The sequence below is a fragment of the Enterobacter mori LMG 25706 genome, assembly GCF_000211415.1.
GTDB classification, from domain to species: domain Bacteria; phylum Pseudomonadota; class Gammaproteobacteria; order Enterobacterales; family Enterobacteriaceae; genus Enterobacter; species Enterobacter mori.
The window spans coordinates 765,164-787,743 of the sequence record NZ_GL890780.1; the positions used below are offsets into that span (position 1 = coordinate 765,164).

The 22,580-nt window shown below is 52.5% G+C and carries 20 protein-coding genes, 1 rRNA gene and 1 pseudogene; 20 read left to right on the forward strand and 2 right to left on the reverse strand.

Annotated features, from left to right (window positions below):
* Positions 1-21 precede the first annotated feature (21 nt).
* From msrP to ENTMO_RS0121895, 13 genes are all read left to right on the forward strand, one after another.
* Positions 22-1,023, forward strand: a complete 1,002-nt coding sequence (msrP, locus tag ENTMO_RS0121835; protein ID WP_010436168.1) for a protein-methionine-sulfoxide reductase catalytic subunit MsrP — start codon at positions 22-24, stop codon at positions 1,021-1,023.
* Complete coding sequence (gene msrQ / locus ENTMO_RS0121840; protein ID WP_010436170.1) at positions 1,024-1,623, forward strand: protein-methionine-sulfoxide reductase heme-binding subunit MsrQ; 600 nt, start codon at positions 1,024-1,026, stop codon at positions 1,621-1,623.
* Between the two features lie 233 nt (positions 1,624-1,856).
* Positions 1,857-2,309, forward strand: coding sequence for a type II 3-dehydroquinate dehydratase (gene aroQ / locus ENTMO_RS0121845; RefSeq protein WP_010436171.1), 453 nt, complete (start codon positions 1,857-1,859; stop codon positions 2,307-2,309).
* A 21-nt stretch (positions 2,310-2,330) separates the two neighbouring features.
* Complete coding sequence (gene accB, locus ENTMO_RS0121850) at positions 2,331-2,792, forward strand: acetyl-CoA carboxylase biotin carboxyl carrier protein (RefSeq protein WP_010436174.1); 462 nt, start codon at positions 2,331-2,333, stop codon at positions 2,790-2,792.
* Between the two features lie 10 nt (positions 2,793-2,802).
* The gene (gene accC, locus ENTMO_RS0121855) at positions 2,803-4,152 is read left to right on the forward strand and encodes an acetyl-CoA carboxylase biotin carboxylase subunit (protein WP_010436177.1); all 1,350 of its coding nucleotides are present in this window, start codon (positions 2,803-2,805) and stop codon (positions 4,150-4,152) included.
* 108 nt (positions 4,153-4,260) lie between these two features.
* Positions 4,261-4,503: a YhdT family protein gene (locus tag ENTMO_RS0121860; protein WP_006178860.1), complete on the forward strand. Its 243-nt coding sequence runs from the start codon at positions 4,261-4,263 to the stop codon at positions 4,501-4,503.
* Positions 4,493-5,944, forward strand: coding sequence for a sodium/pantothenate symporter (panF, locus tag ENTMO_RS0121865; RefSeq protein WP_010436183.1), 1,452 nt, complete (start codon positions 4,493-4,495; stop codon positions 5,942-5,944). The genes ENTMO_RS0121860 and panF overlap by 11 nt, the downstream gene beginning before the upstream one ends.
* Before the next feature lie 11 nt (positions 5,945-5,955).
* The gene (prmA, locus tag ENTMO_RS0121870) at positions 5,956-6,837 is read left to right on the forward strand and encodes a 50S ribosomal protein L11 methyltransferase (protein WP_010436186.1); all 882 of its coding nucleotides are present in this window, start codon (positions 5,956-5,958) and stop codon (positions 6,835-6,837) included.
* Positions 6,838-6,974: 137 nt separating this feature from the next.
* Positions 6,975-7,715 carry a carbonic anhydrase gene (locus tag ENTMO_RS0121875; RefSeq protein WP_010436188.1) on the forward strand — a complete coding sequence of 247 codons (741 nt, stop codon included), beginning with the start codon at positions 6,975-6,977 and terminating at the stop codon, positions 7,713-7,715.
* A gap of 330 nt (positions 7,716-8,045) precedes the next feature.
* Entirely contained in the window at positions 8,046-9,011 is a 966-nt protein-coding gene (gene dusB / locus ENTMO_RS0121880; protein ID WP_010436190.1) for a tRNA dihydrouridine synthase DusB, read from the forward strand.
* Between the two features lie 23 nt (positions 9,012-9,034).
* Entirely contained in the window at positions 9,035-9,331 is a 297-nt protein-coding gene (gene fis / locus ENTMO_RS0121885; RefSeq protein WP_000462905.1) for a DNA-binding transcriptional regulator Fis, read from the forward strand.
* Positions 9,332-9,509: 178 nt separating this feature from the next.
* Positions 9,510-9,674, forward strand: a complete 165-nt coding sequence (locus ENTMO_RS0121890) for a DUF2556 family protein (RefSeq protein WP_003860373.1) — start codon at positions 9,510-9,512, stop codon at positions 9,672-9,674.
* A gap of 139 nt (positions 9,675-9,813) precedes the next feature.
* Positions 9,814-11,895 (forward strand): putative bifunctional diguanylate cyclase/phosphodiesterase, encoded by a 2,082-nt coding sequence (locus ENTMO_RS0121895; RefSeq protein WP_010436194.1) that lies wholly within the window; start codon positions 9,814-9,816, stop codon positions 11,893-11,895.
* Here ENTMO_RS0121895 and envR read toward each other — a convergent pair.
* Positions 11,838-12,530: an acrEF/envCD operon transcriptional regulator gene (gene envR, locus ENTMO_RS0121900; RefSeq protein ID WP_010436197.1), complete on the reverse strand. Its 693-nt coding sequence runs from the start codon at positions 12,528-12,530 to the stop codon at positions 11,838-11,840. The two genes, ENTMO_RS0121895 and envR, sit on opposite strands and share 58 nt — an antisense overlap.
* A gap of 385 nt (positions 12,531-12,915) precedes the next feature.
* Here envR and ENTMO_RS0121905 point away from each other — a divergent pair, with 385 nt between their 5' ends.
* The 7 genes and pseudogenes from ENTMO_RS0121905 (at position 12,916) to ENTMO_RS0121935 (ending at position 22,288) form a co-directional block, all read left to right on the forward strand.
* Positions 12,916-14,055, forward strand: a complete 1,140-nt coding sequence (locus ENTMO_RS0121905; protein ID WP_010436199.1) for an efflux RND transporter periplasmic adaptor subunit — start codon at positions 12,916-12,918, stop codon at positions 14,053-14,055.
* 10 nt (positions 14,056-14,065) lie between these two features.
* Positions 14,066-17,179: pseudogene (locus ENTMO_RS24440) on the forward strand (efflux RND transporter permease subunit).
* Between the two features lie 246 nt (positions 17,180-17,425).
* Positions 17,426-17,647, forward strand: a complete 222-nt coding sequence (locus ENTMO_RS0121915) for a lipoprotein (protein WP_006178893.1) — start codon at positions 17,426-17,428, stop codon at positions 17,645-17,647.
* A 488-nt stretch (positions 17,648-18,135) separates the two neighbouring features.
* Positions 18,136-19,161, forward strand: a complete 1,026-nt coding sequence (locus tag ENTMO_RS0121920) for an amino acid ABC transporter substrate-binding protein (protein ID WP_010436204.1) — start codon at positions 18,136-18,138, stop codon at positions 19,159-19,161.
* A gap of 66 nt (positions 19,162-19,227) precedes the next feature.
* Positions 19,228-20,409: an amino acid ABC transporter permease gene (locus tag ENTMO_RS0121925; protein ID WP_010436207.1), complete on the forward strand. Its 1,182-nt coding sequence runs from the start codon at positions 19,228-19,230 to the stop codon at positions 20,407-20,409.
* A gap of 9 nt (positions 20,410-20,418) precedes the next feature.
* Entirely contained in the window at positions 20,419-21,522 is a 1,104-nt protein-coding gene (locus tag ENTMO_RS0121930; RefSeq protein ID WP_010436209.1) for an amino acid ABC transporter permease, read from the forward strand.
* A gap of 7 nt (positions 21,523-21,529) precedes the next feature.
* Complete coding sequence (locus tag ENTMO_RS0121935; protein WP_010436211.1) at positions 21,530-22,288, forward strand: amino acid ABC transporter ATP-binding protein; 759 nt, start codon at positions 21,530-21,532, stop codon at positions 22,286-22,288.
* A gap of 106 nt (positions 22,289-22,394) precedes the next feature.
* Here the strand turns inward: ENTMO_RS0121935 and rrf are convergent.
* Positions 22,395-22,510: ribosomal RNA gene (gene rrf, locus ENTMO_RS0121940) — 5S ribosomal RNA — on the reverse strand.
* Positions 22,511-22,580 lie beyond the last annotated feature (70 nt).

The window sequence follows — 22,580 nt, forward strand, 5'->3', positions numbered from 1 at the left end:
AAACGCATGACGGAGGATGCCATGAAAAACCGAAAACTGACGGAAGCCGACGTAACGTCAGAATCTGTCTTTATGTTACAGCGCCGCCAGATCCTGAAAATGCTTGGCATCAGCGCCACTGCGCTGACCCTTACTCCTGCGGCTCATGCCGATCTGCTCGACTGGTTTAAAGGCAACGATCGTCCGAAAGCCCCTTCCGGTGCCCCACTCACCTTTACGAAACCGGCCGAATGGCAAAACAAACTGACGCTCACGCCGGAAGATAAAGTTACCGGCTATAACAACTTCTACGAATTTGGTCTGGATAAGGCCGATCCTGCCGCCAATGCAGGCAGCATGAAAACCGATCCGTGGACCCTGAAAATCGACGGTGAGGTAGCAAAGCCCATCACGCTGGATCATCACGACCTCACCACACGTTTTCCGCTCGAAGAACGTATCTATCGCATGCGCTGCGTAGAGGCCTGGTCGATGGTGGTGCCCTGGGTCGGCTTCCCGCTGCACAAGCTGCTGGCGCTGGTTGAACCCACCAGCAATGCAAAATACGTCTCCTTCCAGACGCGCTACGCCCCGGAAGAGATGCCGGGCCAGAAGGATCGGTTCATCGGCGGCGGGCTTGAGTATCCTTATGTGGAGGGGCTACGCCTCGACGAAGCCATGCATCCGCTCACCCTGCTGACCGTTGGGGTTTACGGCAAAGCGCTTCCACCGCAAAACGGCGCGCCTGTTCGCCTGACCGTACCGTGGAAATACGGTTTTAAGGGGATTAAATCTATCGTCAGCATTAAGCTTACCCGCGAACGTCCGCCGACCACCTGGAACCTGGCGGCCCCCGGCGAGTACGGTTTTTTTGCTAACGTGAACCCCCACGTTGACCATCCGCGCTGGTCGCAGGCCACCGAGCGGTTTATCGGCTCTGGCGGCGCATTGGATGTGAAGCGTCAGCCTACACTGCTGTTTAACGGCTACGCGGATGAAGTGGCGTCGCTCTATCGCGGGCTGAATTTACGGGAGAACTTCTGAGTGCGTTTAACCGTTAAGCATATAACCTGGCTCAAAGTGTTATTGCACCTGGCCGGGCTGCTTCCTTTTATCTGGCTGTTCTGGGCGGTCCGTCACGGCGCATTCAGCGCCGATCCAGCGAAAGATATTCAACACTTTACCGGTAGGATGGCTCTGAAATTTTTACTGGCAACCTTGCTGATATCGCCGCTGGCACGCTACGCTAAACAGCCACTTTTGATACGCACCCGTCGGCTGCTGGGGTTATGGTGTTTTGCCTGGGCGACGCTGCACCTCACCAGCTACGCGCTTCTGGAGTTGGGCATTAATAATCTGGCACTGTTAGGCCGCGAACTGGTGACGCGCCCGTATTTGACGCTGGGTATCGTCAGCTGGCTGGTGTTGCTGGCATTAGCGCTGACCTCCACGCAATATGCCCAGCGAAAACTGGGCAGGCGCTGGCAACGCTTGCATAACTTCGTCTATCTTGTCGCGATCCTCGCGCCCATCCACTACCTGTGGTCAGTGAAGATTTTATCACCCCAGCCGGTCATCTATGCCCTGCTGGCACTGGCGCTTTTAGCGTGGCGTTACAAGAAGTTCCGCCAGTGGTTGCGATAGTTCGCGAAACTGTGCGTTTTCCCGCAGATTACTTATCGACCGTGAATCTTTTTCCGATAGCGGTTGATAATCTTCCCTGATAAGACCAGTATTTAGCTGCCAAATGCTACGAAATCGTTATAATGTGCGACTTTGGTTTTCCTGATGGAGTTTTCAGACTCTGATTAGGTGACAATCGCGCATCGAAGGTATATTTTGTTTTTTACCGGAAATTCGCAGGAGATAGCGGCACAATGGCGGATAAATTCCAGATCTTAGTTTTGAACGGACCGAACCTGAACATGCTCGGCACCCGTGAGCCAGCGAAGTACGGCACGCTAACATTGAGTGAAATTGTTAACCGTCTGATGACGGAAGCAGCTTCGCTGAATGTCGATTTGGACCATTTTCAGTCAAATGCGGAGTACGCAATCATCGCCCGTATTCATCAGGCTAAAGACAATGTGGACTATATCCTGATCAATCCGGCCGCGTTTACGCACACCAGTGTAGCTATTCGCGACGCACTGCTCGCGGTGAGTATCCCGTTTATCGAGATCCACCTGAGTAACGTGCACGCCCGAGAGCCGTTCCGCCACCATTCCTATCTGTCAGATATCGCTGCTGGCGTGATCTGTGGTCTGGGTGCAGACGGTTATTCATACGCTTTACAGACAGCGGTAAAACGCTTGTCACAATCAAACTAAACAAGAGTACGGAACCCACTCATGGATATTCGTAAGATTAAAAAACTGATCGAGCTGGTTGAAGAATCAGGCATCTCCGAACTGGAAATTTCTGAAGGCGAAGAGTCTGTACGCATCAGCCGTGCAGCCCCAGCCGCTAGCTTCCCGGTAATGCAGCAAGCTTATGCTGCGCCAGTGCAGCAGCCTGCGCTTTCCGCAGCCGTTGCGCCAGCCGCAGAAGCCGCACCTGCAGCAGCTGCAGAAATCAGTGGTCACATCGTACGTTCCCCAATGGTTGGTACTTTCTACCGCACCCCGAGCCCGGACGCGAAGGCGTTCATCGAAGTGGGTCAGAAAGTCAACGTAGGCGATACCCTGTGCATCGTTGAAGCGATGAAAATGATGAACCAGATCGAAGCTGACAAGTCAGGTACTGTGAAAGCGATTCTGGTCGAAAGTGGTCAGCCGGTAGAATTTGACGAGCCGCTGGTCGTCATCGAGTAACGAGGCGAACATGCTGGATAAAATTGTTATCGCCAACCGTGGCGAGATTGCACTGCGTATTCTTCGTGCCTGTAAAGAACTGGGCATCAAGACCGTGGCCGTGCACTCAAGCGCGGATCGCGATTTAAAACACGTATTGCTGGCGGATGAGACGGTCTGTATTGGCCCGGCTCCGTCCGTAAAAAGCTATCTGAACATCCCGGCTATCATCAGCGCCGCTGAAATCACCGGCGCGGTGGCAATTCATCCGGGTTACGGCTTCCTCTCTGAGAACGCCAACTTTGCTGAGCAGGTTGAACGCTCTGGCTTTATCTTCATCGGCCCGAAAGCCGACACCATTCGCCTGATGGGCGACAAAGTGTCTGCAATCACCGCCATGAAAAAAGCCGGGGTTCCAACCGTACCCGGTTCTGACGGCCCTCTGACCGACGACATGGATGCTAACCGTGCTCATGCTAAACGCATTGGCTACCCGGTTATCATCAAGGCGTCCGGCGGCGGCGGCGGTCGCGGTATGCGCGTTGTGCGCAGCGATGCTGAACTGGCTCAGTCCATCTCCATGACCAAAGCAGAAGCGAAAGCCGCTTTCAGCAATGACATGGTGTACATGGAAAAATACCTGGAAAACCCACGCCACATCGAAATTCAGGTGCTGGCTGACGGTCAGGGTAACGCCATCTATCTGGCAGAACGTGACTGCTCCATGCAGCGTCGTCACCAGAAAGTGGTCGAAGAAGCGCCAGCACCGGGCATTACCCCGGAACTGCGTCGCTACATCGGCGAGCGTTGCTCTAAAGCGTGTGTCGATATCGGCTATCGCGGTGCAGGTACCTTTGAGTTCCTGTTCGAAAACGGCGAGTTCTATTTCATCGAAATGAACACCCGTATTCAGGTTGAACACCCTGTGACAGAAATGATCACCGGCGTTGACCTGATCAAAGAACAGCTGCGTATCGCAGCCGGTCAGCCTCTGTCCATCAAACAGGAAGAAGTTGTGGTGAAAGGCCATGCGGTGGAATGCCGTATCAACGCCGAAGACCCGAATACCTTCCTGCCAAGCCCGGGTAAAATCACGCGTTTCCACGCGCCGGGTGGCTTTGGTGTGCGTTGGGAGTCTCATATCTACGCCGGTTACACCGTACCGCCGTACTATGACTCAATGATCGGTAAGCTTATCTGCTACGGCGAAAACCGTGACGTGGCGATTGCCCGCATGAAGAACGCCCTGCAGGAGCTGATCATCGACGGTATCAAAACCAACGTCGATCTGCAGATGCGCATCATGAGCGACGAGCACTTCCAGAATGGTGGGACTAACATCCACTATCTTGAGAAGAAACTCGGTCTGCACGAGAAGTAAGACTGCAGCAACGCGAAAAGGCCGGATTATCCGGCCTTTTTTATTTCTGGGGATCGCCAGGCCCCATCATGTACAATCCCCGCTTTCTTCATCCACAAGGGACATAAAATGGACAAGCGTTTTGTTCAGGCCCATAAAGAAGCGCGCTGGGCGCTGTGGCTGACCCTTCTCTATCTTGCCGCCTGGTTAGTAACCGCTTACTTACCTGACTCCGCTATTGGCATCACCGGCCTGCCACACTGGTTTGAAATGGCCTGCCTGCTGGTACCGCTGGTCTTTATCCTGCTGTGCTGGGCAATGGTGAAATTCATTTATCGTGATATTCCGCTGGAGGACGATGATGCAGCTTGAAGTCATTCTGCCGCTTATCGCGTACTTGTTAGTGGTGTTTGGTTTGTCCGTTTACGCCATGCGGAAACGTACGACAGGTAGCTTCCTGAACGAGTATTTCCTCGGTAGCCGCTCGATGGGCGGCGTCGTGCTGGCCATGACGCTGACCGCGACCTACATCAGCGCCAGTTCATTTATCGGTGGACCCGGTGCCGCCTATAAATACGGGTTAGGCTGGGTACTGCTGGCAATGATCCAGCTTCCTGCCGTCTGGCTCTCGCTCGGCATACTGGGCAAAAAATTTGCCATTCTGGCGCGCCGTTATAATGCCGTGACGCTCAACGATATGCTGTTTGCACGTTACCAGAGCCGTTTACTGGTGTGGCTGGCCAGCTTAAGCCTGCTGGTGGCCTTTATTGGCGCGATGACGGTACAATTTATCGGTGGGGCACGCCTGCTGGAAACGGCTGCCGGGATCCCCTACGAGACAGGTCTGATCATCTTCGGGGTCAGCATTGCGCTGTATACCGCGTTTGGTGGATTCCGCGCCAGCGTGCTGAACGACACGATGCAGGGCATGGTTATGCTTATCGGCACTATCGTCCTGCTGGTCGGCATCGTCCACGCCGCGGGCGGCCTGAGCCATGCGGTTGAAACGCTCGAGGCGATCGATCCAAAACTGGTTTCGCCGCAGGGCGCCGATGACATCCTTTCTCCAACATTTATGACCTCGTTCTGGGTATTAGTGTGCTTTGGGGTTATCGGTCTGCCGCATACGGCTGTGCGCTGTATCTCTTATAAAGACAGCAAAGCCGTGCACCGAGGTATCATTATCGGCACTATTGTTGTCGCGATCCTGATGTTTGGTATGCACCTGGCGGGCGCATTAGGGCGCGCGGTGATCCCCGATCTCACCGTGCCGGATCTCGTGATCCCAACGCTGATGGTCAAAGTGCTTCCGCCGTTCGCTGCCGGAATTTTCCTTGCCGCACCGATGGCCGCCATCATGTCGACAATCAACGCTCAGCTGCTGCAAAGTTCCGCTACGATCATTAAAGATCTTTATCTGAACCTGCGCCCGGAGCAGGTCAAAAATGAGCGACGCCTGAAGCGCATGTCGGCCGCTATTACCCTGGTGTTAGGCGCATTGCTGCTGTTAGCCGCATGGCGCCCACCGGAGATGATCATCTGGCTGAACCTGCTCGCGTTTGGCGGCCTTGAAGCCGTCTTCCTGTGGCCGTTGGTATTGGGACTCTACTGGGAGCGCGCGAATGCTTCAGGCGCGCTGAGCGCCATGATTGTCGGCGGCGTGCTTTACGCCGTGCTCGCAACATTTAAAATTCAGTATCTGGGCTTCCATCCGATTGTGCCTTCGTTACTGCTAAGTTTACTGGCGTTTGTGGTGGGAAACCGTTTCGGTCAGCCCGTTCCACAACCCGCTATGATTTCTACTGATAAATAAAGAGTTTTGCCATGCCGTGGATCCAACTAAAACTGAACACAACCGGCGCTAACGCCGAGGAACTGAGCGATGCGCTGATGGAGGCCGGTTCGGTCTCAATCACCTTCCAGGACACGCATGACACGCCGGTCTTTGAGCCGCTGCCGGGCGAAACCCGCCTGTGGGGTGATACCGACGTTATCGGCCTGTTCGATGCGGAAACCGATATGAAAGAGGTGGTTGCCCTTCTGGAAAACCATCCGCTGCTGGGCGCAGGCTTTGTGCATAAAATCGAACAGCTGGAAGACAAAGACTGGGAACGCGAGTGGATGGATAACTTCCACCCGATGCAGTTCGGCAAGCGTCTATGGATTTGCCCAAGCTGGCGCGACGTACCGGACGCGAATGCGGTCAACGTGATGCTCGATCCGGGTCTGGCGTTTGGAACTGGCACCCATCCAACAACCTCACTCTGTTTGCAGTGGCTGGACGGACTGGATCTGGAAGGCAAGACGGTGATCGACTTCGGCTGCGGTTCAGGGATCCTTGCGATTGCTGCCCTGAAACTGGGTGCGGCAAAAGCCATCGGGATCGATATCGATCCGCAGGCGATTCAGGCCAGCTGCGATAATGCCGAGCGTAACGGCGTTTCCGACCGTCTGGAGCTGTATCTGCCTGATGCTCAACCTGAGGCCATGAAAGCCGACGTGGTAGTGGCAAACATCCTGGCTGGCCCATTACGTGAACTGGCACCGTTAATCAGCGTGCTGCCCGTTGAGGGCGGTCTGCTGGGGCTTTCTGGTATTCTGGCAAGCCAGGCTGACAGCGTCTGTGAAGCCTATGCCGATCTCTTCGCGCTCGACCCGGTGGTTGAGAAAGAAGAGTGGTGCCGCATTACCGGTCGTAAAAAATAAGCCTTTGGCGTGGTCCTCTGACCACGCCTTTTTCCCTCTGATATTTCTCCCGCCTTTCACCTGTCTCCGCTAAAATAACCGCACAAATCATGCGGTTTAATTTTGATTTGAATAATAAAATTCACAGGAAGAATGTAATGAAACACGTTTATGGCAAGGCAGCACTGCTGGCGCTGAGCATGGTCTCGGCTTCCGCTATTGCATCACACTGGAGTTATCAAGGTGAAGGCGCACCGGAGCACTGGGGCGAGCTGGACGAGGCGTACAAGACTTGTAAAAGCGGGTTGAACCAGTCTCCCATTAACATCGATTCCACCGCGAAAGCACACCTATCCCCACTGGAAACACACTATATTGACGGCCCCGTTACGCTGACAAACAACGGACATACTATTCAGGCCGTTGAAAAGGCGGACACCCGCGACAGCATCACCCTCGATAACCAAACCTGGACCTTACAGCAGTTCCACTTCCACGCGCCGAGTGAAAACACGGTGCACGGTAAGGCGTTCGCAATGGAAATGCATCTGGTGCATAAGAACGAGAAGGGTGAGCTGGTGGTGGTTGCCGTGATGTTTAATCAAGGTGCCGCTAACGCTGAGCTGGATAAACTCTGGGGCGTGATGCCGGGCCAGGTTGACCAGAACGTCAGCATCAAGCCAAACCTCGACATGAATCAGCTGCTGCCAAAAGATAAGACGTACTGGCGCTTTAGCGGGTCACTCACCACCCCACCGTGCTCCGAGGGCGTCACCTGGATTGTGCTCAAACATCCGCTGACCGTCTCAGCAGAACAGTTGGGTAAATTCACCCACACGATGCATCACGATAATAACCGTCCGGTACAGTCACTTCATGGCCGCGTCGTCGTTGAATAATGTGCATTTTTCGCGCTGAGATGATGTTCTAAAATGCGACGCAGATCGCAAAGAAGCGGGATAATCTGCTGTTAAAAACAGCAGATTATCCCGCTGATGTGATTCATTTATTCAGAAATGATGAGAAGTTACGGGAAATTGTAAGCGCCCATAAAATAACCATTAATGCATAACATAATGATTTAAATGGTGAATAATTTTCACCGAATAGTCTTAGCGGCGATTCCTTGATCTACAGCAGTGGATTGTTCAAAGTTTGGCCTTTCATCTCGTGCAAAAAATGCGTAATATACGCCGCCTTGCAGTCACAGTATGGTCATTTCTTAACTCATGCGCATCGGACACCACCAGCTCAGAAATCGCCTGATCGCAGCGCCAATGGCAGGTATTACCGACCGGCCGTTCAGGACGTTGTGCTACGAGATGGGAGCAGGATTAACCGTTTCCGAGATGATGTCGTCTAACCCACAAGTGTGGGAAAGCGATAAGTCCCGTTTGCGGATGGTACATGTGGATGAGCCAGGTATTCGCACCGTGCAAATTGCCGGAAGCGTGCCTGAAGAGATGGCAGACGCCGCGCGTATCAACGTGGAAAGTGGTGCCCAAATTATTGATATCAATATGGGTTGCCCGGCCAAGAAAGTGAATCGCAAGCTTGCAGGTTCAGCCCTTCTGCAATACCCCGACCAGGTGAAGTCAATCCTGACGGCGGTTGTCAGCGCAGTGGACGTTCCTGTTACGTTAAAGATTCGCACGGGTTGGTCGCCGGAACACCGTAACTGTGTAGAGATTGCCCAACTGGCCGAAGACTGTGGCATTCAGGCCCTGACCATTCATGGACGCACTCGCGCCTGTTTGTTCAACGGTGAAGCTGAATACGACAGCATTCGGGCAGTTAAGCAGAAAGTTTCCATTCCGATTATCGCGAATGGTGACATTACTGACCCGCTTAAAGCCAGAGCTGTGCTCGACTATACGGGAGCTGATGCTCTGATGATAGGACGTGCCGCTCAGGGAAGACCCTGGATCTTTCGGGAAATCCAGCATTATCTGGACACTGGGGAGCTGCTTGCTCCGCTGCCACTGGCAGAGGTCAAGCGCTTGCTTTGTTCGCATGTTCGGGAATTGCATGACCACTACGGTCAGGCAAAAGGGTACCGAATTGCGCGTAAACACGTCTCCTGGTATCTCCAGGAGCACGCTCCAAATGACCAGTTTCGGCGCACATTCAACGCCATAGAGGATGCCAGCGTACAGCTGGAGGCGTTGGAGGCATACTTCGAAAATCTTGCGTAATGAAATAAAGAGCTGACAGAACTATGTTCGAACAACGCGTAAATTCTGACGTACTGACCGTATCTACCGTTAACTCCCAGGACCAGGTAACTCAAAAGCCCCTGCGTGACTCGGTTAAACAGGCACTGAAGAACTATTTTGCTCAACTGAACGGTCAGGATGTTAATGACCTGTATGAGCTGGTACTGGCTGAAGTTGAACAGCCACTGTTGGACATGGTGATGCAATACACCCGCGGTAACCAGACCCGCGCTGCGCTGATGATGGGTATCAACCGTGGTACTCTGCGTAAGAAATTGAAAAAATACGGCATGAACTGATACTAATCAGTTAAATGCTTGTTTAAAAAGGCGCTCTTCGGCATGGGGAAGCGCCTTTTTTATTGCCCATAATGGCAACCGTCAACGCTTTGTAAACCTTCACCTCTCCCGCTTTTAAAGCGCGACTTTTCGTGTATATTTCCAGCACCTTACTGGTTCTTTCCTGCGGAATGGCACAATGATTCGTAAATACTGGTGGCTGGTTGTTTTTGCTGTCTCTGTTTTCATTTTCGATGCGCTGCTGATGCAGTGGATTGAACTGATGAGCACCGAAACCGATAAGTGCCGCAATATGAATTCCGTGAATCCTCTAAAACTGGTCAATTGCTCTGAGCTCGACTAGCCTGCAAACATCGCCAAAAACACGATAATCACACAGTAAAAACGGGGATTTAAATCCCTTTGAGTCATTACCTTACGGTGATAATGTCTCGCCCTTCCCAACCGCTCTTGCGTAACCTCACACTCGAGTAGAACCGTCCATGCTGGTCAGCCAATACAATCATATCCTGGTAGTCCTCTCCTTTGTTGTTGCCATCCTTGCTGCGTATACCGCGCTGAACATGGCTGCACGCGTTGCCGGGAGCCAGGGCGTCGCTGCCCGCGTCTGGCTGTCTGGTGGCGGTATTGCAATGGGTATTGGCGTGTGGGCCATGCATTTTATCGGCATGCTGGCGATGGACCTCTCCATGAGCATGAGCTACAACGCCACCCTGACGGTGTTATCCATGCTTATCGCCGTGGGTTCGTCGCTTTTTGCGCTATGGCTCGTGAGCTGCGAGCAATTACGCTTGCGCCGACTGTTGCCCGGCGCACTGGTGATGGGAAGCGGTATTGTTGCCATGCATTACACCGGCATGGCGGCGCTGGAAGTGATGCCCGGGATTATCTGGGACAAGATCTGGGTGGCCATTTCGGTCGCGATTGCGCTTGCCGCTTCACTCGCGGCATTATGGCTGACCTTCCGCCTGCGTCACGAAGCCGCGCAGGTCGTGCTGATGCGCATGGGGGCCGCCATCACGATGGGAATTGCAATTGCCGGGATGCACTATGCAGGCATGAAAGCGGCGCAGTTTCCGATGTCCACAATGGTTCACCATGAAGGTATCAACGGGAGCTGGCTGGCGGTGCTGGTCAGCGTCGTCGCACTCTCTATTCTTGGAATCACCCTGCTGGTGTCGATGCTGGATGCCCGCCTTCAGGCACGTACTGCCCTTCTGGCCTCGTCGCTTGCAGAAGCGAACCGGGAACTCGCGCAACTGGCGCTGCACGATACCCTGACGCGTTTGCCTAACCGCATCCTGCTGGAAGACAGACTCGATCAGGCTATCAGTAAAGCAGACCGCGAGGGTACGCACTTTGCGCTGATGTTCATGGATCTCGACGGGTTTAAAACCATCAATGACGCCTACGGGCATGATGTCGGCGATAAACTCCTGGTCGCCGTGACGGAGCGTTTATTGCTGCCACTGAAGGGCCAGTTCACTCTCGCCCGTATCGGTGGCGATGAATTTGTTCTGCTGGCGGAGAGTGAAGGCCCGGATGATGCGGCCTCGCTGGCCAATTCGCTGGTTCGCGCTATAGATAACCCGTTCAACCTGGAACCTTATGAACTGGTGGTGACCCTCAGCATTGGGATCGCGCTTTACCCGCATGACGGCAAAACCGATCGCGAGCTGATGTTCAATGCCGATGCGGCGATGTACCACACAAAACATATGGGCCGGAACGGGTATCATTTTTTCCAGCCCTCCATGAATACGCTGGCGCAGACCCATCTGCAGCTGATGAACGATCTGTGGCTGGCCATCGATCGCGATGAACTTCGTTTGCTCTATCAGCCTAAATTCCATGCACCTGCAGGCCCCCTCCTCGGTTTTGAAGCACTACTACGCTGGCAGCATCCGAAGCAGGGATTATTGACGCCCGAACTCTTCCTGCCGCTGGCAGAAAAAACAGGTCTGATTATTCCCATCGGTAACTGGGTTATCAATGAAGCCTGTCGCCAGTTGCGTGAGTGGCACCTACAGGGGCACCGTAACTGGTCGATGGCGGTGAACCTGTCGACGCTGCAGTTTGAACAACCTTCACTGGTAAAAACGGTGCTCGACTGCCTGACCCGTCACGACGTCCCTCCGGAAATGCTGATCCTCGAAGTGACCGAAACCACAGCGATGAGCAACCCTGACGAAAGTGTGCGGGTACTGACAGAACTGACCAATGCCGGTGTGAAAGCCTCCATTGATGACTTCGGAACCGGGTATTCAAGTCTGCTATACCTTAAGCGCCTACCCGCCAGTGAACTGAAAATTGATCGTGCTTTTGTGCAGGAATTGAGTGGGGAAAGTGAAGATGCCACCATTGTCTCAGCCATCGTGGCGCTGGCAAAAACGCTCAATCTAAAAGTGGTGGCGGAGGGTGTGGAAACCGAAGCACAGCAAACGTTTTTGACAGAGCTGGGCTGTCACACGCTCCAGGGTTATCTGTTAGGTAAGCCGGTCAGTGCTCAAACCATTGAGGCACTTTGTGAACATGGGGAGATGTTGCCCGGCGCGGAAGTATAAACGTCATCCTGCGGCGACACGCGTATCACAGGGAGTGTCCCCAGGATGTTGTCGACCAGAGCGGGTGCCTGCTGATAAAGATTAAAACTGTCGCTATTCATTAACCAGTTTTTAATTATCCCGCTAAAAAAGCCATGGAGAACGATCAGCGTCAAATCAACATTAACCTGCGGTGAAATCACTTTCCGTGAAATGCAATTCTCCAGCGTCGCGCGCAGATAATCATTGTTAAAACCAATACGATTACGAATTTCACATTCTGAAATCATATCATTTTTAAATTCACATTTATGATACAGAATTTGTAAAAGCGCACACTGCCGTGGTTCACGCGCGATATATTGCAACGCTGTGATAAATTGCTCACGGAGCATTAACAACGGGTCATCATTTTCGGTGAGAGAAAGCCTGTCACGAATCATTTCACGAAGGGGGATCTGCTGCTCCCAAATGGCATTAAATATTTCGGCTTTACTGGAAAAATGCCAGTATACTGCGCCGCGCGTAACCTTTGCGGCATCAGCGATGTCCGTAAGCGTCGTGTTGGCTACGCCACGGGTAGCAAACTCAGCGATTGCCGCCTCGATCAGCAATTGCCGGGTTTTCTGGGCATCTTCTTTCTTTTTACGCGCCATAGACTGTTACTCGTTATTCACACGTTGAAGACTTAATTTTGGAGTCAGGTAACAAAGTATTCCCTAAAAACGGTTTTAATTTTGCACAAAAAAAGTCAATCCTCTTAATTTATAATTAAGGTGAATGAGTGAAAGCAATTAAATTCACCCCAGATATGAATGAGACCATTAAATCCCATTTACTTGATTATTCATGAGTAAGTATATCGTCTAATGGACCCGATCTGATTCTGATTTTTGTCTTTACCCCTCTTCATTCGCACTTATAAATTAAAAAACATTAAATACCCTCATTATTATATGCAGCTACATTTTTGTATTTGTACCCTGCCCCTGTCACCGATTTATGGCAAATATCGGTTAATGGGTATTTAAAGGAACAGTAATGACGAATCATTTCAGACTCTTACCCTTAGCCGGTTTTATTGTCTGCGCCGCACTGCTCACCGGATGCGATGGGCAGGAAAACCAGCAACAACATCCACAAGCCCCTCAGGTGAGTGTACACATTGTGGAAAGCGCGCCACTGGCAGTCACAACGGAACTTCCTGGCAGGACAGATGCGTATCGCGTTGCGGAGGTTCGTCCTCAGGTTAGCGGCATCATTCTGCGCCGTAACTTCACAGAAGGCAGTGATGCGAAGGCAGGCGACTCCCTTTATCAAATCGATCCTGCCACGTATCAGGCGGCCTATGACAGTGCGAAAGGCGAACTGGCGAAAGCGCAGGCGGCAGCGAATATTGCGCATCTGACGGTGAAACGCTATGTCCCGCTGGTCGGCACCCAGTATGTCAGCAAGCAGGAATACGATCAGGCAGTGGCGACGGCGCAACAGGCCGATGCCAGCGTCGTTGCCGCGAAGGCCGGTGTTGAAAGCGCGCGCATCAATCTTGCCTATACCAAAGTAACATCACCCATCAACGGACGTATCGGCAAATCCAGCGTCACCGAAGGGGCTCTCGTCACTAACGGGCAGGCTACCGCCCTGGCAACGGTACAGCAGCTTGATCCCATCTACGTCGATGTGACTCAGTCCAGCAATGATTTTATGCGCCTGAAACAGACCAGCCTGGAAAAAGGGGACGCTACCAGCACCGTTGAGCTGTTGATGGAAAACGGTCAGCCATACCCGCAGAAGGGTACGCTGCAATTCTCGGATGTGACGGTCGACGAAAGCACCGGTTCGATTACCCTGCGCGCGATCTTCCCGAATCCTCAGCATCAACTCTTACCCGGTATGTTTGTCCGCGCGCGCATTGATGAAGGCACACAGCCGGATGCCATTTTGGTTCCGCAGCAGGGCGTGACCCGTACACCGCGCGGTGACGCAACGGTGATGGTGGTTAACGATAAAAACCTGGTTGAATCGCGTACCGTCGTTGCACCTCAGGCGATTGGCGACCGCTGGCTGGTGACGGAAGGGCTGAAAAATGGCGACCGCGTGATTGTCAGCGGCCTGCAAAAAGTCCGTCCTGGCGTCACCGTCGTGGCGACACCTGATACCGCTTCCACGCCAGCCAGTTAAGGACAACGCCATGGCTAATTTCTTTATTCAAAGGCCGGTTTTCGCCTGGGTACTCGCTATTATTTTGATGATTGCGGGCGGGCTGGCTATTCTGAAACTGCCCGTTGCGCAGTATCCGACCATCGCCCCTCCTGCTGTTGCCATCACAGCAACCTACCCTGGCGCTGACGCCCAGACGGTGCAGGATACCGTGACGCAGGTTATCGAGCAGAACATGAACGGCATCGATAATCTGATGTATATGTCGTCCACCAGCGATTCTGCGGGTAACGTCACCATCACTCTGACCTTTGAGTCGGGTACAGACCCGGACATCGCGCAGGTTCAGGTTCAAAACAAACTTCAGCTCGCCATGCCGCTGCTGCCACAAGAAGTACAGCAGCAAGGGATTGGCGTTGAAAAATCCAGCAGTAGCTTCCTGCTGGTTGCGGGCTTTGTGTCGGACAATAAAAACCTGACTCAGGATGATATCTCTGACTACGTCGCTTCGAATGTGAAAGATGCGATTAGTCGCACAACGGGTGTTGGTGATGTGCAGCTGTTCGGTGCGCAATATGCGATGCGTATCTGGCTTGACAGCAATGCGATGAATAAATACCAGCTGACGCCTCTGGATATTATCAATCAACTGAAAACGCAGAATGACCAGATTGCGGCCGGTCAGCTAGGTGGAACGCCATCTGTTCCGGGCCAGCAATTGAACGCCTCTATCATCGCGCAAACCCGCCTAAAATCGCCGGAAGAGTTTGGCCGCGTGACGCTGAAGGTAAACCAGGACGGCTCCATGGTGCACCTGAAGGATGTGGCTCGCATTGAGCTGGGCGGCGAAAACTACAACATGGTCACCAGGATCAACGGGCAGGCGGCTACGGGTCTCGGGATCAAGCTGGCAACCGGAGCAAACGCGCTGGATACGGCGGCAGCAATTAAGAGCAAGCTGGCACAGCTGCAGCAATTCTTTCCGCAGGGATTGAAGGTTGTCTATCCCTATGACACCACGCCGTTCGTGAAAATCTCCATTCACGAAGTGGTGAAAACCCTGTTCGAGGCGATTGTTCTCGTCTTCCTCGTCATGTATTTGTTCCTGCAAAACCTGCGGGCAACGCTCATTCCTACGATTGCGGTTCCGGTCGTTCTGTTGGGGACCTTCGCGGTTCTGGCGGCATTTGGTTTCTCCATCAATACCCTGACGATGTTCGGGATGGTGCTGGCGATAGGTCTGTTGGTCGATGATGCGATTGTGGTTGTTGAGAACGTCGAACGCGTCATGGTTGAGGACAAGCTGCCGCCAAAAGAGGCAACGCAGAAGTCGATGGAGCAGATCCAGGGCGCGCTGGTCGGTATCGCCATGGTGCTTTCGGCAGTATTCATCCCAATGGCCTTTTTTGGCGGCTCGACGGGGGCCATCTATCGCCAGTTCTCGCTCACCATTGTCTCCGCGATGGCGCTGTCCGTACTGGTTGCACTGATCCTCACCCCTGCCCTTTGCGCCACATTGCTCAAGCCCGCGTCCAGTGAACATCACGAGAAGAAAGGTGGCTTCTTTGGCTGGTTCAATACCCTCTTTGATAAGAGCGTGGAACACTACAGCAACAGCGTGAGCGGTATTCTTCGCAAGACCGGACGCTACCTGGTGGTGTACGTGCTCATCGTCGGCGGCATGGCGGTACTGTTCCTGCGCTTGCCGACCTCCTTCCTGCCGGAAGAGGATCAGGGGGTGTTTATGACGATGGTTCAGCTTCCTGCCGGAGCAACCCAGACACGTACGCAGCAAGTTCTCGATCAGGTTCAGAACTACTACCTGACCAAAGAGAAAGCGAATGTTGAGTCCGTCTTTACCGTTAATGGTTTTAGCTTTAGCGGCCAGGGGCAAACTCCGGTATCGCCTTCGTCAGCCTGAAACCCTGGGAAGAACGCCCGGGTGAGAAGAATAGCGTTGAAGCCATTGTGGATCGCGCGACGAAAGCGTTCAGCCAGATCAAAGATGGCCTCGTATTTCCCTTTAACCTGCCCGCAATTATCGAGTTAGGTACTGCAACGGGATTCGATTTCGAACTGATCGATCAGGCCAACCTGGGACATACGCAGTTAACTCAGGCGCGTAACAAACTGCTCGGCATGGTAAAGGAGCACCCCGACCTGCTGGTTCGAGTGCGACCTAACGGTCTGGAAGATACCCCTCAGTTCAAACTGGATGTCGATCAGGAGAAAGCACAGGCCCTGGGCATCAGCCTCTCTGATGTCAACCAGACGATCTCGACGGCATTAGGGGGCACTTACGTAAATGACTTTATCGATCATGGCCGCGTGAAAAAAGTGTACGTTCAGGCCGATGCCCGCTTCCGCATGTTGCCGGGAGCCATCAGCAACCTTTACGTGCGTAGCGCAAATGGCGAAATGGTACCGTTCTCAGCCTTTAGCAACGCCCACTGGGTGTATGGTTCTCCTCGCCTTGAACGCTACAACGGCATGCCATCAATGGAGATCCTCGGTGAATCTGCACCGGGTAAGAGTACCGGTGAAGCAATGGTCATGATGGAAAGCCTCGCCTCAAAACTGCCTTCTGGCATCGGCTACGACTGGACAGGTATGTCATTTCAGGAACGACTTTCAGGCAACCAGGCACCAGCGTTGTATGCTATCTCACTGATAGTGGTGTTCTTATGCCTGGCTGCGCTGTATGAGAGTTGGTCTATTCCATTCTCCGTCATGCTGGTTGTGCCATTGGGGGTAATTGGTGCGCTTCTCGCAGCATCATTGCGAGGACTGAACAATGACGTCTATTTCCAGGTCGGCCTTCTGACAACAATTGGGTTATCGGCCAAAAATGCCATCCTGATTGTCGAGTTTGCCAAAGACCTGATGGAGAAGGAGGGCAAAGGGATAATTGAAGCGACGCTGGAAGCCTCCCGGATGCGCCTTCGTCCTATCCTGATGACTTCTCTGGGCCTTTATTTTGGGTGTCATGCCGTTGGTAATGAGCAGCGGTGCCGGGAGCGGCGCGCAAAACGCTGTCGGGACGGGTGTAATGGGAGGCATGCTATCTGCAACGCTTTTGGCTATCTTCTTCGTACCCGTATTCTTTGTAGTTGTCCGTCGGCGATTCACAAACCATAAACAATAACCATTACTAAAAGGCACCTCTGGTGCCTTTTTATTTAAGGTAAACAACAGTTTTAAATTTTTACAGCTTCATATTTTCTCCATTAATTCTTTTTGTCGCTCAACTTTCTCCATGATTTTTACAATTCACATAATTTGAGATTATTCCCCCTGCAACGCGAACTTCTACCGGTGGTAAAATAGCCACTAATTCGTTAATTGCCGTTTTGGCTTTATGGCGAATGTGAGAAAACACTGAGGTAACATCATGAAAAGATTCATTTCCGTTGCACTTCTCGCTGCGCTGCTTGCTGGTTGCGCGCACGATTCTCCATGTGTACCGGTATACGACGATCAAGGCCGACTGGTTCATACCAACACCTGCATGAAAGGCACCACCCAGGATAACTGGGAAACAGCCGGTGCTATCGCTGGCGGTGCTGCCGCAATAGCGGGTCTGACGCTGGGTATCGTGGCTCTGACCAAATAACCACTGGGGCATGACTCATTCCTGAAAGCGCGGCTCTGTCCGCGCTTTTGCTTTTAAATAGTGCACTAATTTCATATAAGTAAAAAAAGAGCCCTCTTTTATTCACGCCTGGTATTTTTTATAAGATTTACGTCACATCTTTATTGCTTATCCTGACGAATTACCAATTCCATCGTGATGATATTCACATATTAAATCCATTTAATACCCTGCCAATATTCACGACTGAAACTACCTCTGGCTTTAACCTTATCCTTCAACCAACTTTTGCTCTAATTTGTGGCGCAGGTTGGAATTTCGCACCGTTTCGGGGCATTCGATTTATTTAAGCCTGTCTACACTCAGCATTATGCGTTCACTTGTCTTTATTTAATCGAGCGCAAAACCTGGCATTACGTTTGCTTTATAAACGTTGGCCAAAGCCACAGACAGGTAAAAGCGTTTTAAAACGCCTCTATAACGATAAATTTCGCCACACAGGATCCATTATGAAAAAGACGATGATAGCCAGCCTGGCCGCCGCGAGCGTGTTGTTTGCTGTAGCCGGACAGGCGCAGGCGGGCACGACGCTGGATGCCGTTAAAAAGAAAGGTTTTGTACAATGTGGTATCAGTGACGGTTTGCCAGGCTTTTCCTATGCCGACGCGAACGGCAAGTTTACCGGTATTGACGTTGATGTCTGCCGTGGCGTTGCCGCAGCGGTTTTCGGTGATGACAGCAAAGTAAAATATACCCCACTGACGGCGAAAGAACGTTTCACTGCGCTACAGTCTGGCGAAGTTGATATGCTCTCCCGCAATACGACCTGGACCTCCTCGCGCGACGCGGGAATGGGCATGTCATTTACCGGCGTCACCTATTACGACGGCATCGGCTTCCTTACTCACAATAAAGCCGGTCTGAAAAGCGCTAAAGAGCTGGATGGTGCGACCGTGTGCATCCAGGCGGGTACTGACACAGAGCTTAACGTCGCGGACTACTTCAAATCCAATAAAATGAAGTACACCCCAGTCACCTTTGATCGCTCCGATGAGTCGGCTAAGGCGCTGGAGTCAGGCCGTTGCGATACCCTGGCGTCTGACCAGTCACAGCTCTACGCATTACGCATCAAATTGAGCAACCCTGCCGAGTGGATTGTCCTGCCTGAAGTGATCTCCAAAGAGCCTCTTGGCCCCGTCGTTCGCCGCGGCGATGAGGACTGGTTCTCCATCGTTCGCTGGACATTGTTTGCCATGCTGAACGCCGAAGAGATGGGCATCAGCTCGAAAAATGTCGATGAGAAAACCGCTAATCCGTCCACGCCGGATATGGCACATCTTCTGGGCAAAGAGGGTGATTTCGGCAAGGATCTGAAGCTGGATAACAAGTGGGCTTATAACATCATTAAACAGGTCGGTAACTATGCCGAGATCTTTGAGCGCAACGTGGGTTCGGAAAGCCCGCTGAAGATCAAACGCGGCCAGAACAATCTCTGGAATAACGGCGGTATTCAGTACGCACCGCCTGTACGTTAAGTCTTTGCTGTAACGGGCACTGCAAGCGCAGTGCCCAGTCCAGAGTCATGGTTACCGAGGTTTTTTATGTCCCATCGCCGCTTAGCCGTAAAAGGATCGCTGTCCTTTTCTCATCCCGCGGTCCGCGCCTGGCTTTTCCAGATTATTGCTGTTGTCGTGGTTGTGGTTATCGCCATTTATTTAATCCACAACACCGTTACCAACCTGAATAACCGAGGCATCACCTCGGGTTTTGCCTTTCTGGATCGCAGCGCGGGTTTTGGCATCGTTCAGCATCTTGTTGATTATCAGGAAGGCGATACGTATGGACGCGTATTCATCGTAGGTCTGCTGAATACGCTGCTGGTGTCAGCGCTCTGTATTGTGTTCGCTTCCGTACTCGGCTTTTTCCTTGGTCTGGCCCGACTTTCTGAAAACTGGCTGCTGCGGAAACTGTCGACCATTTATATCGAAACCTTTCGTAATATCCCGCCACTGCTGCAGATTTTCTTCTGGTATTTCGCTGTCCTGCGTAACCTTCCCGGTCCACGCCAGGCCGTGGATGCTTTCGATCTTCTTTTTCTGAGCAACCGCGGGTTATACATACCCTCTCCGCAGGTCGCCGAAGGGCTTTATGCCTTCATCATCGCAATAATTATCGCACTCGCGATTTCTGTCGGCGTGTTCCGCTATAACCGTAAGCATCAGATCAAAACCGGGCAGTTGCGTAAAACATGGCCGGTTGGCGCTGCACTGATTATTGGCCTGCCGTCAGTCGCCCACTGGCTATTTGGCGCAGCCTTGCACTGGGATATTCCGCATCTGCGTGGTTTTAACTTCCAGGGCGGTATGGTGTTAATTCCGGAACTGGCCGCACTGACGCTGGCGCTCTCGATTTATACCTCCGCATTTATTGCGGAAATCATCCGCTCCGGGATCCAGGCTGTCCCTTACGGACAGCACGAGGCGGCGCGCTCACTGGGCTTGCCAAATACCGTGACGCTTCGCCAGGTCATTATTCCGCAGGCTTTACGGGTCATCATCCCGCCACTGACCAGCCAGTACCTCAATATTGTCAAAAACTCATCACTGGCCGCAGCCATCGGCTACCCCGATATGGTGTCACTGTTCGCTGGGACCGTGCTTAACCAAACCGGGCAAGCGATTGAAACCATTGCCATTACCATGTCTGTTTATCTGATCATCAGTCTGATGATTTCATTATTGATGAACCTTTATAACCGCCGTATAGCACTGGTTGAGCGCTAAGGATCCATGATGACAAAAGCGATATTGTCGCACTCCTCGCGTCCTGCCAGCACAACAGGTGGGCGCTTCATTATCTGGGCACGTAAGAACCTGTTCTCCAGCTGGAGTAACAGCCTGCTGACGATTGTGTGCCTGTGGTTAATCTGGGAACTGATCCCGCCGCTGCTTAACTGGGCTTTCCTGCAGGCGAACTGGGTGGGCTCCACACGCGCGGATTGTACGAAAGCGGGTGCATGCTGGGTCTTTATCCACGAACGTTTTGGTCAGTTCATGTATGGATTGTACCCACATGAACAGCGCTGGCGGATTAATCTGGCGCTGGTTATCGGTCTGCTCTCCATCGCCGTAATGTTCTGGAAAAAGCTTCCTCACCGTGGCCGATACATTGCGAGCTGGGCTGTTGTTTATCCGATTATTGTTTGGGTGTTGTTGTATGGCGGTTTTCTGGGGCTCGAGCGTGTTGAAACCCGTCAGTGGGGCGGACTGACGCTGACGCTCATTATTGCTTCTGTGGGGATCGCTGGCGCTCTGCCGTGGGGGATTTTACTGGCTCTGGGACGGCGTTCAAAAATGCCGGTCGTACGCGTTCTCTCCGTTATTTTCATAGAGTTCTGGCGTGGCGTACCGCTTATCACCGTTCTGTTTATGTCGTCGGTCATGCTGCCGCTGTTTATGGCAGAAGGCACAACGATAGACAAACTGATCCGCGCCTTGGTCGGGGTGATTTTGTTTCAGTCAGCCTACGTTGCTGAGGTTGTGCGTGGTGGTCTGCAGGCATTGCCTAAAGGCCAGTACGAAGCCGCTGAATCCCTGGCACTCGGTTACTGGAAAACGCAGGGTCTGGTCATTCTCCCGCAAGCACTCAAGCTGGTCATTCCTGGTCTGGTCAACACGATCATTGCCCTCTTCAAAGATACCAGCCTGGTGATCATCATCGGATTGTTCGATCTCTTTAGCAGCGTGCAGCAGGCTACCGTTGACCCTGTCTGGCTGGGTATGTCCACCGAGGGATATGTCTTCGCTGCCCTGATCTACTGGATCTTCTGTTTTAGCATGTCGCGCTATAGCCAGCATCTGGAAAAGCGCTTTAACACCGGGCGTACACCGCACTGAGGAAATTATGAGCCAGATTACTATGACACCTGCCGACGCGATGATTACGCTGGAAAACGTCAATAAATGGTACGGACAATTTCATGTCCTGAAGGATATCAATCTCAAGGTGAAGCAGGGCGAACGTATCGTACTTTGTGGTCCTTCCGGTTCAGGGAAATCCACAACTATTCGCTGTATTAACCATCTTGAAGAACATCAGCAGGGGCGTATTGTGGTTGATGGTATCGAGTTGAATGAAGATATTCGCAATATCGACCGTGTACGACAGGAAGTGGGGATGGTGTTCCAGCACTTCAATCTGTTCCCGCATCTGACCGTTCTGCAAAACTGCACGCTGGCCCCCATTTGGGTTCAAAAGATGCCGAAAAAAGAGGCCGAAGCGTTGGCAATGCATTATCTGGAGCGTGTGCGCATTGCTGAACATGCCAATAAATTCCCTGGGCAGATATCCGGCGGTCAGCAACAGCGTGTGGCCATCGCCCGTTCCCTGTGCATGAAACCTAAGATAATGTTGTTTGATGAGCCAACATCAGCGCTGGATCCAGAAATGGTGAAAGAGGTGCTTGATACCATGATTGGGCTGGCGCAATCCGGGATGACGATGCTGTGCGTGACGCATGAGATGGGGTTTGCCAGAACTGTCGCTGACAGGGTGATCTTTATGGATCGTGGAGAGATTGTCGAACAGGCACCACCGGATGAGTTCTTTGCGCATCCGAAGTCAGAACGCACACGGGCATTTTTATCGCAGGTGATTCATTAATCGTTTGTTATGCCGGGTGGCGGCTTCGCCTTACCCGGCCTACAGTTTGTGTAGTGTAGAAACGCAAAAAGGCCATCCTTTCGGATGGCCTCTCTACTTAATTGATGCCTGGCAGTTCCCTACTCTCACATGGGGAGACCCCACACTACCATCGGCGCTACGGCGTTTCACTTCTGAGTTCGGCATGGGGTCAGGTGGGACCACCGCGCTAAAGCCGCCAGACAAATTCTTTTACTTCTTGCCGAACTTTAACCTAAGTATAAAGTGGTGCTGATACCCAGAGTCGAACTGG